The sequence below is a fragment of the Pseudomonas sp. H1_G08 genome (genome assembly GCF_054681355.1).
Genome location: NZ_CP162822.1, coordinates 3,904,966 through 3,920,403, shown reverse-complemented (window position 1 = coordinate 3,920,403; position 15,438 = coordinate 3,904,966). Strand labels below are relative to the sequence as shown.

Below are 15,438 nucleotides of genomic sequence, written 5' to 3'. Positions count from 1 at the left end.
ACCGGCCAATCACTTGGCCGGTTTTTCATGCTGCTGGTTTAACGTCGCGATTAAGCGCCGTACACCGGCAGTTTCTTGCAGATGGCTTTGACTTTCTCGCGAACGGCATCGATCACCGCTTCGTTGTTCAGGTCAGCCAGGATGTCGCAGATCCAGCCGGCCAGCTCTTTGCACTCAGCCTCTTTGAAACCGCGAGTGGTCACAGCCGGAGTACCGAAGCGCAGGCCGGAAGTCACGAACGGCGAGCGTGGATCGTTCGGCACGGAGTTCTTGTTCACGGTGATGAACGCTTTGCCCAGAGCGGCGTCGGCGTCTTTACCGGAGATGTCCTGCTTGATCAGCGACAGCAGGAACAGGTGGTTTTCAGTACCGCCCGAAACCACGTCGAAACCGCGCGCGATGAACACTTCGGCCATGGCCTTGGCGTTCTTCACCACTTGTTGCTGGTAAGCCTTGAACTCAGGCTGCAGCGCTTCCTTGAAGCAGATCGCCTTGGCCGCGATCACGTGCTCCAGCGGGCCACCCTGGGCGCCCGGGAACACTGCGGAGTTGAGCTTCTTCTCGATCTCGGCGTTCGCTTTGGCCAGAATCAGACCGCCACGTGGACCGCGCAGGGTCTTGTGCGTGGTGGTGGTCACGACGTCGGCGAACGGCACCGGGTTCGGGTAGACACCAGCGGCAACCAGACCGGCGACGTGAGCCATGTCGACGAACAGGTAAGCGCCAACCTTGTCAGCGATTTCGCGGAAGCGCGGGAAGTCGAGGATCTGCGAGTAGGCAGAGAAACCGGCAACGATCATTTTCGGCTTGTGCTCGACCGCCAGACGCTCGACTTCGTCGTAGTCGATCAGGCCGTTGGCATCGATACCGTATTGAACGGCGTTGTACAGCTTGCCCGAGGAGGAAACGCTGGCGCCGTGGGTCAGGTGACCGCCATGGGCCAGGCTCATGCCCAGAATGGTGTCGCCACCTTGCAGCAGAGCCAGGTAAACAGCGGCGTTGGCTTGGGAACCGGCGTGCGGCTGAACGTTGGCGTAATCGGCGCCGAACAGTTCCTTGGCACGGTCGATGGCCAGTTGTTCAACCACGTCAACGTATTCGCAACCACCGTAGTAACGCTTGCCCGGATAGCCTTCGGCGTACTTGTTGGTCAGGACCGAGCCTTGAGCTTCCATCACCGCTGGGCTGGTGTAGTTTTCCGAAGCGATCAGCTCAATGTGTTCTTCCTGACGCTGAGCTTCTTGCTCCATGGCGGCAAAAAGGTCGGCGTCGTACTTGGCAATAGTCAAATCACGGCTGAACATGGCGGTCCTCAAGGATCGGGGGCAGAAAAGGGGGGCATTCTAACCCAACCGCTTTTGGATGACATATGAAACGACGTCATGTCGCAGACAAGTGGCGTTCATGACAGATGTGCGGTGCTTTTGCCGGCCCTTTCGCGAGCAGGCTCGCTCCCACATTTGAGATGCATTCCCCTGCTGCAATGCATTCCCCTGTGGGAGCGAGCCTGCTCGCGAAGGGCGCGCCGCAGATGTTCAGTCGAACATGAACAGCGCGTCGTTACAGAACTGCGCTTCAAACCGTCCCGCCGGCATCGGCCGGCCGAACAGATAGCCCTGCACCTCATCGCAACCATGCTCACGCAGGAAGTCCAGTTGCTCGTGGGTTTCCACGCCCTCGGCGATCACCGCCAGGTTCAGGCTGTGGGCCATGGCGATGATCGCCCGGGCGATCTGCGCGTCCTGTTCGCCGGACGGCAGGCCGTCGACGAAAGTACGGTCGATCTTCAGCACGTCGATCGGGAATTGCTTGAGGTAGTTGAGCGATGAATAACCGGTGCCGAAGTCATCGACTGCGATGCTCAGGCCGAGGTTCTTCAGCCCGGCAAGAATCTGCATCGCCTCGCTGACTTCGCGCATCAGGATACTTTCGGTCAGTTCCAGCTCCAGACACGCCGGTGGCAGGCCGGTTTCGCGCAGGATCGTCGCGATTCGCGTGCCCAACTGGCCGTCGGAGAACTGCCGTGCGGAAATGTTCACCGACACCTTCGGCACCCGCACCCGTTGCTGGTGCCAGGTTTTCAGCTGTCGACAGGCCTCGCTGATGACCCAGTCGCCAACGTCCACCACCAGGCCGAGCTCTTCCAGCACCGGAATGAAATCCCCCGGCGGCACCAGCCCGCGACGTGGATGGCGCCAGCGCAGCAGCGCTTCGGCGCCGGTCAGGCGCTTGCCGTCGCCACTGAACTGCGGCTGGTAATACAGGACGAATTCGTTCTGCTCCAGCGCATGGCGCAGATCGCTTTCCAGTTCCAGACGCTCCAGCGCACTGGCGTTCATGTCGGCCTGATAGAACTGGAAGTTGTTCTTGCCGCGTTCCTTGGCGTGGTACATCGCCGTGTCGGCGTTCTTCATCAACTGGCTGAGTTCGTTGCCGTCCTGCGGACTCAGGGCGATGCCGATACTGGCGGTGACGAAGAACTCGCGGCCCTCGAGCACGAACGGCCGCACCAGGCTGGCGAGAATCTGCTCGGCGACATGAATCGCCCGGTTCAGCGCCAGTTCGCGATTGGAGCGATGCTGCAGCAGCAAGGTGAATTCGTCGCCGCCCATGCGCGCCACGGTGTCGTCGTCATCGACGCAGGCCAGCAGGCGCGTGGCCATGTCCTTGAGCATGCGGTCGCCGGCGGCGTGGCCGAGGGAGTCGTTGATCGGTTTGAAACGGTCGAGGTCGAGGAACATCAGCACCACCCACGACTTCTGCCGTTCGGCCGCTTGCAGCGCGGTGTGCAGACGGTCCTGGAACAGCGTGCGGTTCGGCAGGTGGGTGAGGGCGTCGTAATAGGCGAGGCGGTGGATGCGCTGCTCGCTGGCCTTGCGCTCGCTGATGTCGCTGAAGAAACACACGTAACTGGCCAGATCGCCCTCGTCGTCGAGCACGGCAGTGATGCCGACCCACGCCGGGTAGTGCTCGCCGTTACGGCGCTTCATCCATACTTCGCCTTCCCAGGTGCTGTGCTCGTGCAACTGCTTGAGCACGTAGCGCAGGTGCGCATCCTGCTGTTCGTCGACGGTGAGCATGTTCGGCAACTGGTCAAGCACTTCGCCGACGCTGTAGCCGCTGACCCGACTGAAGGCTTCGTTGGCCTGAACGATATAACCGGCCGGGTCGGTGATCAGGATTGCCGAAGTCGAGTGCTCGAATACCGTAGCGGCCATGCGCAGGTCTTTTTCCGCGCGGCGCTGCTGGCTGATATCGCGGCCGACGCCGAGCACGCCTTCGAACGCGCCGTGTTCGTCCCAAACCAGCACCAGGCGCAGTTCGATCGGAATCTTGCGGCCATCGGCACGCAGGCAATCGAAGAGGAACAGCTGGGTTTGCACCTGACTGCGCAGCAATGCCAGTTGCTCGGGCTTGTCCAGCGCCTTGCTGACGCGGTCCATCAGCACATGAATGCCGTTCAGTTGCCCGGGATTGGCGATGATCGATTGCCAGCCGTTCTGGAAAATCCATTCGGCGTTGTAGCCAAGCACGGCCTGCACCGACGGGCTGACGTAGTTCAGCGAGAGCTTGCTGTCGGTGGAGAAAATCACGTCGCTGATGCTTTCGGCGAGCATGCGGTAGCGCTGCTCGCTGTCACGCAGCGATTCGCTCGCCTCAATCTGTTCGGTGATGTCCTTGGCGACGCCGATGATCCGCGTGACCTGATCATGCTTGTCCCGCGCCAGCGCCTGTTCACGGATGTCGAAGCGCCGCCACTTGCCGTCGCGATGGCGGAAGCGCAATTGGCATTGCAACAACTGGCTGTAACCGGCGTGACGCTGCAACTGCCGCGAGCGATGGTAATAGTCGGCGTCTTCCGGATGCAGAAGGATTTCCCAGAAGTATTCGCCCATCTGATGCAGTTCAGTGCGGTTGTACCCCAGGGTCTGGCCGAGGTGGTGGTTGCTGAAAATCATCCGCTGGCTGATCACGTCCTGCACATACAGATGATCGGGCACGGTGCGCACCACGTCCGACCAGAAGCCTTCACGCTCCAGCAGCGACAGCTCGATCAGCTTGCGGCTGGTGATGTCGTTGATGCTGAGGATCACCGCTTTATAGTCGTGCTGCTCGCTCGGCAGGCGCAAAACCATCCACAGGTGCTGGTCGCGGCCATTGCTGTTGGGCAGTTTGATTTCCAGTTCCAGCTGCTTCTGCTGCTGCAGGACGGCGTCGAGGATCTGCTGACCGATCGCGCACTGCGGATGGCGCTGGCCATCGATCAGCAGTTGCCAGGCATCGTCGCAGGAGTGCACATCGAGCAGTTGCAGGGCGACCTGATTGACTTCGGTGACGCGCATTTCCGCGAGCAACTGCTGGCGCTGCTGCGGTTGGTCGAGCCAGGCCTTGAGCTGGTCACTGGTCTGGATCTGCGCCTTATCGAACATCTGCTTGAGGCCGGACAGGTCAAGCACGCACAAGGCCACGCCGGTGCCTTCGAAAATATCCTGATAACGCCGCCGGCCTTCATGCACCTGGCGCTGACGCCGACGCATGTTCAGCAGCGCGATCACCGGCAACATCGAGAACGCCAGGCCGAGCAGGCATTTGCCGATGAATGCCGGCAGCAATTCTTCCAGTACGCGCTGGCGGTCGAACAGCCCGCGCAGTTGCCAGTCGCTGCTGCTCAGCGGCACGGTCAGCACGGTGTTGGCGACATCGTCAGGCGTCAGCCCGCCAGCCTTGACCGAGGGCAGCCCTGCTTCGCGGCTGATGATCTGATGATTGAGGCGGTTTTCCACCAGCCACAGCGGGCGCAGGGCGGTGGCGTCCTGTTTGGTGAGCGAGTCGAAGAAGGTTGGCGTCAGGCGCAAGGCCCAGTAACCGCGACTGCTGCCGCTGGCCTGATGCAACAGCAGGTGTACCACCGAGCCGTCATCGGCATTGCTGAAATAATGCGCCTGAGCGCGACTGCGACGCACCAGTTCGGTCAGGTAATCGGCGTCGGAACTGTCGGTGGCGCTGTCGCTGATGATGCGGCCGGAGGGAGAAAGCAGGGCCATGCTGCGCAGATCCGGCAGCGAACGCTGCAACTTGCGCAGGAGCATCTGCTGTTCGTCGGCAGTTTGCGGTTGTTCGACGATCGGTAGCAGATTGAGGGCGATTTGCGCATTCAGCGCCATGTTCAGGCTGACCTGAGCGGCGAGATCGGCGGTGTAATCGATGGTGTACTGGCGCTGGTTCTTCTGGGTTTCACGCAATTGATCGAGCAGTTGCCAGAACAGCAACGCGAGCAATAACAGCACGAGGGTGGCCAGCGCACCCTTCAATGTCCCGCGCAGGGGCGAGCCGGGCGCCGGTGGGGTGCTGCTCACAGAGGCTGGCGGAGTGACATTGGTCAAGCTGTGATCCTGCGATTTGGCTGGACTGGCGCGACGTGCACTATAAGCCGGACGCCCGAAGGGCGGCTAGCATGCCTTGAGTTGTGGCGAAGTGCCAGCCCCTCTCGGCTGGACTGCCTTCCGGCATTAAGGTAGCTTTGCCGGTTAGACCGGGGGCGTTCCAGCCCCTACAATCAGACTTTTTCCAGCGCGCACGCATTGATTGCGATCAAGTGAACGACGCGCACAGTCTGGCCAGGCATCGCCTGCGCTCCAATCATTCATCTGTCACTGACCCAAGGTTCTCCATGGCTCAATACGTCTTCACCATGCATCGGCTGGGCAAAGTTGTTCCGCCGAAGCGGGAAATCCTCAAGAACATTTCGCTGTCCTTCTTCCCCGGCGCCAAGATCGGCGTGCTCGGCCTCAACGGTTCGGGTAAATCCACGCTGCTGAAAATCATGGCTGGCGTCGACACCGAGTTCGAAGGCGAAGCCCGTCCGATGCCGGACCTGAACATCGGTTACCTGCCGCAAGAGCCGCAGCTCGACCCTGCCAAGACCGTACGTGAGGTGGTCGAGGAAGCGGTCAGCGTGATCAAGGATGCGCAAGCGCGTCTGGACGAGGTCTACGCGGCTTACGCTGACCCGGACGCCGACTTCGACAAGCTTGCTGCTGAACAGGCCAAGCTCGAAGCGATCCTGCAGGCCAGCGACGGCCACAACCTCGAGCGCCAGCTGGAAGTCGCCGCCGATGCGCTGCGTCTGCCGGCCTGGGACGCGAAAGTCGAACACCTGTCCGGTGGTGAAAAGCGTCGTGTCGCCCTGTGCCGTCTGCTGCTGTCCGCGCCGGACATGCTGCTGCTCGACGAACCGACCAACCACCTGGACGCCGATTCGGTGGCGTGGCTGGAGCATTTCCTCCACGACTTCCCGGGCACCGTGGTCGCGATCACGCACGACCGTTACTTCCTCGACAACGTCGCCGGCTGGATTCTGGAACTCGACCGCGGCGCGGGCATTCCTTACGAGGGCAACTATTCGGGCTGGCTCGAAGCCAAGTCCGATCGTCTGGCCCAGGAATCCAAGCAGCAGTCGGCTCATGAAAAAGCCATGAAGGAAGAACTGGAGTGGGTGCGCAAAGGCGCCAAGGCCCGCCAGTCGAAATCCAAGGCACGTCTGCAACGCTTCGAAGAAATGCAATCGCAGGAATTCCAGAAGCGCAGCGAGACCAACGAGATCTACATCCCGGCCGGTCCACGCCTGGGCGACAAGGTCATCGAGTTCAAGAACGTCACCAAGGGCTACGGCGATCGCGTGCTGATCGACAACCTGTCGTTCTCTATGCCGAAAGGCGCCATCGTCGGCGTGATCGGTGGTAACGGTGCCGGTAAGTCGACGCTGTTCCGCATGCTGATGGGCAAGGAAACCCCGGATTCGGGCAGCATCGAAATCGGCGAAACCGTGCAACTGGCCTGCGTCGACCAGAGCCGCGAAGACCTCGACGGCAGCAAGACCGTGTTCCAGCAGATTTCCGACGGTTCCGACCAGATCCGCATCGGCAACTACGAAATCCCGTCGCGCACTTACGTCGGCCGCTTCAACTTCAAGGGCGGCGATCAGCAAAAGTTCGTCAAGGATCTGTCCGGCGGTGAGCGCGGTCGTCTGCACCTGGCGCTGACCCTGAAGGAGGGCGGCAACGTCCTGCTGCTCGACGAACCGTCCAACGACCTCGACGTGGAAACCCTGCGTTCGCTGGAAGAAGCCCTGCTCGACTTCCCGGGCGCCGCCATTGTGATCTCCCACGATCGGTGGTTCCTTGACCGTGTCGCCACGCACATCCTGGCGTACGAAGACGACTCGCAAGCGGTGTTCTTCGAAGGCAACTACACCGAGTACGAAGCCGATCGCAAAAAACGCCTCGGCGAAGCAGCGGCCCAGCCTCACCGGGTACGTCACAAGAAACTGGCCTGATTCGGGTTGGTTGCACAAGAGCGGAGCCTTCGGGCTCCGTTTTTTTTGCCCTGGGTTTTTCCTGATAAACCGAGTTGCGGCTTTCGCGAGCAGGCTCGCTCCCACAGGGGTAACGCATTCCAAATGTGGGAGCGAGCCTGCTCGCGAATACGGTGTAACTGTTGGTGCAAGTCTTGGATCTGTGCTCCCCACTCAGGTGCAAAAACGGATCAAATACCCCTCGGATTTATATCCTGTGCACCATTTAATTTCATAACTGCGACATTTTGCTCTGTTCCTGTGCGCAATTCGTTTGTTACAGTCCGGCCCAATCTCCTCCAACGACAATAAATTTGCCGAGACTTTGCCCATGATCGAATCCGTCGAATCCTTCCTTGCGCGCCTGAAAAAACGCGACCCGGATCAACCCGAATTCCACCAGGCTGTCGAAGAAGTCCTGCGCAGTCTGTGGCCGTTTCTTGAAGCCAATCCGCATTACCTGACTTCAGGCATTCTCGAGCGCATCTGCGAGCCCGAGCGCGCGGTGGTGTTTCGCGTGTCGTGGGTCGACGATCAGGGCAAGGTCCAGGTCAATCGCGGCTTCCGTATCCAGATGAACAGCGCCATCGGCCCTTACAAGGGCGGCCTGCGCTTCCATCCATCGGTGAACCTCGGCGTGCTGAAATTCCTCGCCTTCGAGCAGACCTTCAAGAACTCGCTCACCTCCCTGCCCATGGGCGGCGGCAAGGGCGGTTCCGACTTCGATCCGAAGGGCAAGAGCGACGCCGAGGTCATGCGTTTCTGTCAGGCGTTCATGAGCGAGTTGTATCGCCACATCGGCGCCGACGTTGACGTGCCGGCCGGTGATATCGGTGTCGGTGCGCGGGAGATCGGTTTCCTCTTTGGCCAGTACAAGCGCCTGAGCAACCAGTTCACCAGCGTCCTCACCGGCAAGGGCATGACCTACGGCGGCAGCCTGATTCGCCCGGAAGCCACCGGTTTCGGCTGCGTGTACTTCGCCGAAGAAATGCTCAAGCGCCGTGGACAGACCGTGGAAGGCAAGCGCGTGGCGATCTCCGGTTCCGGCAACGTTGCCCAGTACGCGGCGCGCAAAGTGATGGATCTGGGCGGCAAAGTGATTTCCCTGTCCGACTCCGAAGGCACGCTGTACTGCGAGGCAGGCTTGAGCGAAGCACAGTGGCTGGCGCTGCTGGAGCTGAAGAACATCAAACGCGGGCGCATCAGCGAACTGGCGAACGCCCATGGTCTGGAATTCCGCGCCGGCCAACATCCGTGGTCGCTGCCGTGCGATATCGCGCTGCCCTGCGCGACACAGAACGAACTTGATGCCGAGGCCGCGCGCACGCTGCTGCGCAATGGCTGCGTCTGTGTGGCTGAAGGCGCGAACATGCCGACCACGCTGGAGGCTGTGGATATCTTTATCGAGGCCGGCATTCTGTTCGCACCGGGCAAGGCATCGAATGCCGGCGGTGTGGCCGTGAGCGGTCTGGAGATGTCGCAGAACGCCATGCGCCTGCTGTGGACGGCGGGCGAGGTCGACAGCAAACTGCACGCGATCATGCAGGCGATCCACCACGCCTGCGTGCATTACGGCGAAGACAACGGTCAGGTCAATTACGTCAAAGGCGCGAACATCGCCGGCTTCGTCAAAGTCGCCGATGCGATGCTGGCGCAAGGCGTGGTTTAAGCCGGTTCGATGCGGATCACCTCGATCAGTTGATCGCCGGCAGGCCGCTGCCACAGCACTTCATCGTTGAGCCGGGCGCCGAGCAAGGCCCGGCCCAGCGGTGAAGCCCAGTTGATCAGGCCCTGACTGGCGTCGGCCTGATCCTCGCCGACCAGTTGCACGCGGTGTTCAGTGTCGTGTTCGTGGGCGAAGGTCACCCAGCTACCGATTTGGACCTTGTCGGTGGAGGTCGCAGCGACTGCGACTTGGGCGCTGCTCAGGCGTTGAGTGAAATAGCGCAGATCCCGTTGCAGATCGGCCAGACGTTGCTTGTCGGCCTGCTCGCCCTTGGCCGTTTGCTCGGCGTGCAGGCTTTGCAGCTCGGCGACTTTCCCCTGCAACTGCGCCAGACCTTGCGGTGTGACGTAATTGGGCTGCGTGCTGACCTGACGTTCGACCGGCTGATCGGCCTGCGCGGCGGCGTTGTCTTCGTTGACGAATGCGCGACTCATGAAGTCCTCCTGTTAAAGGATTTGGGCCATGGTTGCCGGCATTTGGTTTCAACGGATGTCTGCAAGCGACCTATTGCGAGCGATAAGCCCGCCCGACGTCCTGGTCCTTCTGCTGCTGCCAGGCACGTTCGCGCTCATCCCAATGTTCGTTGCGATATTGCTCGCGATTCCTGTTTTCCAGCATCGCCTGACATTGGCGGAAGCCGTCGACCCAGCCGTCGGCGTATTGCTGGTCCTTGAGATAGCGCGGCACATTCTTGCGAAACTCACCGCTGATCGAGCCCGCCGCTTGCCGGCCGCTGACGCAACCGTCATCGAAACCGTCGGCGAAGGCCGGTGGATAGCCTTTGGCGATCAAGTCTTCATGGGTGGTCTGGCAACCGCCCAGCGCCAATACAACGCCCAACAATCCCACGTACCGCCACATCGCACTCTCCCGCGCCGGTTTTCGGCTGATACGGGAAGTCTAGAAGGCGATTCATGAGGCGGCTGTCGAAGGCCTGTGAAAAATCCATTGCACACCACAAAGCGCCTGTGGGAGCGAGCCTGCTCGCGAAGGCGCCGTGTCAGGCAACACTACTATTGACAGGCCCACCGTTTTCGCGAGCAGGCTCGCTCCCACAGGGAGATTCACAGGCGCGGGATCAGTAGTGATACCACTTCACTTCCAGCATGACTTCCGTCTCGGGGCTGGCGAGCTGGCTGAATTCACGCTGAGCGCTCAGGCGCAAACCGAGGTTGCGCGACAGCTCCCACTGCTGATTCAGGCTCAGGCTGCGGCGCACTTCGCCGTTGAAGAAGTAGTCGCCCTTGGCCTCCAGGCTCAGATTGCCTAGCGGGTTTTTCCACAGCACGCCGGTGTTGAAGCCACCGGCCGGGGAAACAAACTCGGCGAAGTCATTGTTGTGTTCCACGCGTACCGTGCCCAGCGCGAAGCCGAGCACGTCTTCGCCCAACTGCCACGTGCCGCCGCCGCCACCGTTGACATGGCTGACCAGCGTCTCGTCATCATGCTTGCCCGGCACCCGCTCAAGGCCACCGGTGACTTGCCACGACAGCGGTTGCAGTAGCTCGTTGCGCGGCGTCAGCGAACGAATGGTCGCCAGATCCAGTTGCTGTAGCTGCCAGTCATTGCCTTCGTATTGGCGCAGCTTCAGTTGCAGGATCTCGATCTGCGCGCCGAGAGGAAAGCTTTCGGCGTTGTCATTGAGGTCGTGATAAGCCATGCGCAGGCCATATTCGCCAAAGGCGCGATCGCCTCGCGTACCTAGGTCGGCCTGCCAGGTGCGGGACTCGTGGCCATCTTCGGGCAGACCGGGTTGCGGAATTTCCAACTCCGGCGCCGGGTTCTTGTTGATCGCCCGCAGCAGTTCGAAACTGCGCTGCGCTCGTTGCGGGTCGCGCTCCTGGCCGTTGGCGCGGTAGCGCTCCAGACGATAGGCGGCGTCGACGATCAACGCCTGGCGCGCGCGCGGCAGCGCCTTGAACGTCGGCTCTTGCAGGACTTTTTGATCGGCGCTGACCTTGAGCACCCATTGCTGTTCTTCATCGCTCAACGGTTCGGCGCGGCTGAGCAGTTCACGTTCGCGGGACGGGCGATATTCGATGTGTTCGACCAGCCCGGCCTCTTTCACCGCTTTGACAGTGTCGGTCGGGATCGCGGTCAGCGGGAATTGTTCGGTCAGGCGCAGGCTCGGTCGCGCCACTTGCAGCAGTTCCAGCAAACGATACGAGCAGTTTTCGTCGAAGAAGAAGTAGTCGAACTGGATCTGCTTGAGCTCCCACACATGTTCGACCATGCGTGCGGTTTCTTCCTGAGTCAGGTTGAGGCGGTATTCCCACAGGTCGCGGTTTTCCAGGCTGCGGTATTCCGAGAGTTTTTCCTGATACGGCACCAGCGCAAACAGCCCCGGGTAGCCGCCCATCAAGCCTTTCCAGGCATACAGAATGCTGTTGTCCGAGCCTTCGATGTAGGCACCGAAGTTGATCGCGTAGCTGAGCAGTGAAGTCTTGTCGGCCTGCACATCCGCCTGATCGATGCGCAGCAGGGTGTGGCCGAACATCGACGAAGGGCTGTTGAGATACGCCGCCGGGAAGATCATCACCGCGCTGTGCGGCGAGACGTCCTTGAACCATTGCTTGTATTCGGCGCATTCGGGCGCTGGCAGGTCGGCGAGATTGAGCTGCGCTTTCAGCCAGCGTGTACGCGCCGGGTAGACGCATTGTGCGTGTTGCTCGCCGAGGCTGGCCGGGGCGTACAGCGCCTGCACGGTGGCGGCCAGTTCGCGGTCCGGATGCTCGTTGCCGTCGGGCGCGAGAAAGAACTTCTTGTCGCTGACATAGCTGCGCCAGCCGCCGAGTTTGGCGGTTTCGTAATGACCGAGGGAAATCCAGAAGCGGTCGTTGGCCAGTTGCTGCAAACGTTGAGGATCGATGTGAGGCGCGGCGGACAGCGGGGCGCAGACACAGAGCGCCAGCCAGGCAAGGCGTTTGAGCATAGTCGGCAACTTGAACAGGAAAGAAATAAAAGACCCAAAGAGGGGCGGGCCAAAAAAAACAAAACCCGCTTCCCGAAGGAAGCGGGCGAGGTCGAGCTTAAGCCTGAGTTGCGTACTTGGCCAGACGTGGGTCCGATTTCAGTACTGCCAGGGTGTTGGTATGCACGTCTTCAGCGGTCACGTCAGCTTTGCTGAAGATCTGCTGGAAGTGCTCGTGGGTCACTTGCGCGAAGTGCGCGCGATCTTCCGGTGCTACGCCCAGGACCACGGCATAAGTGGTCAGCGCTTCGCCATTGCCTTTGGCCATGTCTTCGGACAGCTCGTTCATCATGCCATTCATGGCGAACCAGGATTTGCCGCCGTAGGTCAGCGATGCGTTGGTCGAGCAACCGTTGGTGCCGGAAGTCATACCGAACGTGGCGTTACCGGAAGTGCCGTTGGTGGTGGAAGCAAGGAAGTGCGCCGGGGTACCACGCTGACCTTCGAACAGCATGTTGCCCCAACCGCAATCCGGGCCGCCCGGGGCTTGCGCCATTGCGTTGATGGATACAGCGGTGAAGAGAGTACCGAGAAGAATCCGTTTCATAGCTTTGTTCTCTTTATGTGCATACCAATGGACAGGGTTCTGGCCCTTCGCGCTCTGCCCGAGGACAGAACCGAAAGTGTCAGTGGGCCGGTATTAGTTCCAGCCGCGCAGTTTGGAGTTTAGGCACGTTCCAGCGGTTCCGTGACTTTTTGCAAAATATTTGGAATAAACCTCTGATTTATCGGGATGCGTCGGCCGGCCGCGCGCTTGTCTATGCTTTGTCATGTGGCGCGCCTTGCCAGTGGGGCACGGGCAGCGCCAGAATGCCGCTACCTGCCCCGCCTGATTGTTAAGGAAGCCCGATGCCTGATCCTGTTGCTGCCAGCCTGCGTCTTGCGCCCGAAGCGCTGACTCGTCCGTTTTCCGCTGAACAGTTCAGCTTCACTAGCACCAATGATCTGGAGCCCTTTCGCGGTGTGCTCGGCCAGGAACGCGCGGTCGAAGCCTTGCAGTTCGGTGTGGCGATGCCACGCCCCGGTTACAACGTATTCGTCATGGGCGAGCCCGGCACCGGCCGTTTCTCGTTCGTCAAACGCTACCTGAAAGCCGAAGGCAAGCGCCTGCAGACCCCGGCGGACTGGGTCTACGTCAACAACTTCGATGAGCCGCGCGAACCGCGTGCACTGGAGCTGCCATCGGGCACGGCGGCCTCGTTCATCGGTGACATCAACGGCCTGATCGACAACCTGCTGGCGACTTTTCCGGCGGTTTTCGAACACCCGTCCTACCAGCAGAAAAAAAGCGCCATCGACCGCGCCTTCAACCAGCGCTACGACAAGGCGCTGGACATCATCGAGCGGCTGGCCCTGGAAAAAGACGTCGCCCTGTACCGCGACAGCAGCAATATCGCCTTCACGCCTATGCTCGACGGCAAGGCCCTGGACGAAGCCGAATTCGCGCAGTTGCCGGAGGCCGAGCGCGAGCGGTTTCACGATGACATTTCCGGCCTCGAGGAGCGCCTGAACGAAGAACTCGCCAGCCTGCCGCAGTGGAAGCGCGAGTCGAACAATCAACTGCGCCACCTCAATGAAGAAACCATCACCCTGGCCTTGCAGCCGTTGCTGGCGCCGCTGTCGGAGAAGTACGCGGAGAACGCCGGGGTCTGCGGTTACCTGCAAGCGATGCAGGTCTACCTGCTGAAAACCGTGGTCGAGCAACTGGTCGACGACAGCAAGACCGACGCCGTCGCGCGCAAGTTGCTGGAAGAACAATATGCACCAAGCCTGGTGGTCGGGCATCCGGCCAGCGGCGGTGCGCCGGTGGTGTTCGAGCCGCATCCGACTTACGAAAACCTGTTCGGCCGCATCGAGTACACCACTGATCAAGGCGCGCTCTACACCACTTACCGGCAGTTGCGTCCGGGTGCGCTGCACCGCGCCAACGGCGGTTTCCTGATTCTTGAAGCGGAAAAAATGCTCAGCGAGCCGTTCGTGTGGGATGCGCTCAAACGCGCCCTGCAATCGCGCAAACTGAAAATGGAATCGCCGCTGGGCGAGATGGGCCGCTTCGCCACCATGACCCTGAATCCGCAGCACATCCCGCTGCAGGTCAAAGTCATCATCATTGGTGCGCGGCAGCTGTATTACACGCTGCAGGATCTCGATCCGGACTTCCAGGAGATGTTTCGCGTTCTGGTCGACTTCGACGAAGACATCCCGATGGTCGACGAAAGCCTCGAGCAGTTCGCCCAGCTCCTGAAGACGCGTACTTCGGAAGAAGGCATGGCGCCGTTGACCGCCGATGCGGTGGCACGATTGGCGACCTACAGCGCACGGCTGGCCGAGCATCAGGGGCGCTTGTCGGCGCGCATTGGCGATCTGTTCCAACTGGTCAGCGAGGCGGATTTCATTCGCCATCTGGCCGGCGATGAAATGACCGACGCCGGCCATATCGAACGCGCCCTGAAAGCCAAGGCCACCCGCACCGGGCGGGTCTCGGCGCGGATTCTCGACGACATGCTCGCCGGAATCATCCTCATCGACACTGACGGTGCAGCAGTCGGCAAGTGCAACGGGCTGACGGTGCTGGAGGTCGGTGATTCGGCGTTCGGCGTGCCGGCGCGGATTTCCGCCACGGTCTATCCGGGCGGCAGCGGTATCGTCGACATCGAACGTGAGGTCAACCTCGGCCAGCCGATTCACTCCAAAGGCGTGATGATCCTCACCGGTTATCTGGGCAGCCGTTACGCCCAGGAATTCCCGCTGGCGATTTCGGCAAGCATTGCGCTCGAGCAGTCGTATGGTTACGTCGACGGCGACAGTGCCTCGCTGGGCGAGGCGTGCACGCTGATTTCGGCGCTGTCGAAAACCCCGCTCAAGCAATGTTTTGCCATCACCGGTTCGATCAACCAGTTCGGTGAAGTGCAGGCGGTCGGCGGGGTCAACGAGAAGATCGAAGGCTTCTTCCGCCTCTGCGAGGCGCGCGGCCTGACCGGCGAGCAGGGCGCGATCATTCCCCAGGCCAACGTCGCCACGCTGATGCTCGATGAGAAAGTCCTGGCCGCCGTGCGCGCCGGCCAGTTCCACGTGTATGCGGTGCGTCAGGCCGATGAGGCGCTGAGCCTGCTGGTAGGCGAGCCGGCCGGAGAGCCGAACGCCGATGGCGAATTCCCCGAAGGCAGCATTAATGCCCGAGTGGTCGAGCGCCTGCGCGATATCGCCGAGATGATCAGCGAAGAAGACCTGAAGGAGGCCGAGAAGGAACTGGCGCAGGAGGCTCTCGCCGAAGCCAAACCCGCCTGACAGGCTTGCAATAAACCCTGTGGGAGCGAGCCTGCTCGCGAAAGCGCTGTTTGAGTCGACGAATGAGTTGGCTGATCCATCGTCTTCGCGAGCAGGCTC

9 protein-coding genes are annotated in these 15,438 nt (G+C 61.0%); 3 read left to right on the top strand and 6 right to left on the bottom strand.

All coding sequences use genetic code 11. The features are described from left to right. Positions 1-50: 50 nt before the first annotated feature. The gene (gene glyA, locus AB4N85_RS17775) at positions 51-1,304 is read right to left on the bottom strand and encodes a serine hydroxymethyltransferase (RefSeq protein WP_041477786.1); all 1,254 of its coding nucleotides are present in this window, start codon (positions 1,302-1,304) and stop codon (positions 51-53) included. Between the two features lie 231 nt (positions 1,305-1,535). Next, positions 1,536-5,384, bottom strand: a complete 3,849-nt coding sequence (morA, locus tag AB4N85_RS17770; RefSeq protein WP_056790520.1) for a cyclic di-GMP receptor MorA — start codon at positions 5,382-5,384, stop codon at positions 1,536-1,538. 287 nt (positions 5,385-5,671) lie between these two features. Between morA and ettA the strand changes: the two genes are divergently transcribed. Continuing rightward, a complete protein-coding gene (gene ettA, locus AB4N85_RS17765) occupies positions 5,672-7,336 on the top strand; it encodes an energy-dependent translational throttle protein EttA (protein WP_016773108.1) in 1,665 nt (554 codons plus the stop codon). 349 nt (positions 7,337-7,685) lie between these two features. After that, the gene (gdhA, locus tag AB4N85_RS17760) at positions 7,686-9,023 is read left to right on the top strand and encodes an NADP-specific glutamate dehydrogenase (RefSeq protein WP_150638469.1); all 1,338 of its coding nucleotides are present in this window, start codon (positions 7,686-7,688) and stop codon (positions 9,021-9,023) included. On the opposite strand, the gene AB4N85_RS17755 is transcribed toward gdhA, so the two are convergent. The 4 genes from AB4N85_RS17755 to AB4N85_RS17740 all read right to left on the bottom strand — a co-directional run bounded on the left by AB4N85_RS17755 (position 9,020) and on the right by AB4N85_RS17740 (position 12,598). Further along, entirely contained in the window at positions 9,020-9,514 is a 495-nt protein-coding gene (locus tag AB4N85_RS17755; RefSeq protein WP_252868309.1) for a GreA/GreB family elongation factor, read from the bottom strand. The genes gdhA and AB4N85_RS17755 overlap by 4 nt on opposite strands. 70 nt (positions 9,515-9,584) lie before the next feature. Continuing rightward, positions 9,585-9,941 carry a hypothetical protein gene (locus AB4N85_RS17750; RefSeq protein WP_150638471.1) on the bottom strand — a complete coding sequence of 119 codons (357 nt, stop codon included), beginning with the start codon at positions 9,939-9,941 and terminating at the stop codon, positions 9,585-9,587. Between the two features lie 217 nt (positions 9,942-10,158). After that, positions 10,159-12,012, bottom strand: a complete 1,854-nt coding sequence (locus tag AB4N85_RS17745) for an Lnb N-terminal periplasmic domain-containing protein (protein ID WP_150638473.1) — start codon at positions 12,010-12,012, stop codon at positions 10,159-10,161. A gap of 97 nt (positions 12,013-12,109) precedes the next feature. Then, positions 12,110-12,598, bottom strand: a complete 489-nt coding sequence (locus AB4N85_RS17740) for a DUF3015 domain-containing protein (protein ID WP_016773112.1) — start codon at positions 12,596-12,598, stop codon at positions 12,110-12,112. A 302-nt stretch (positions 12,599-12,900) separates the two neighbouring features. Between AB4N85_RS17740 and AB4N85_RS17735 the strand changes: the two genes are divergently transcribed. Continuing rightward, on the top strand, positions 12,901-15,339 hold the full coding sequence (locus AB4N85_RS17735; RefSeq protein WP_016773113.1) for a Lon protease family protein: 2,439 nt from the start codon (positions 12,901-12,903) through the stop codon (positions 15,337-15,339). The last annotated feature ends 99 nt before the right edge of the window (positions 15,340-15,438 follow it).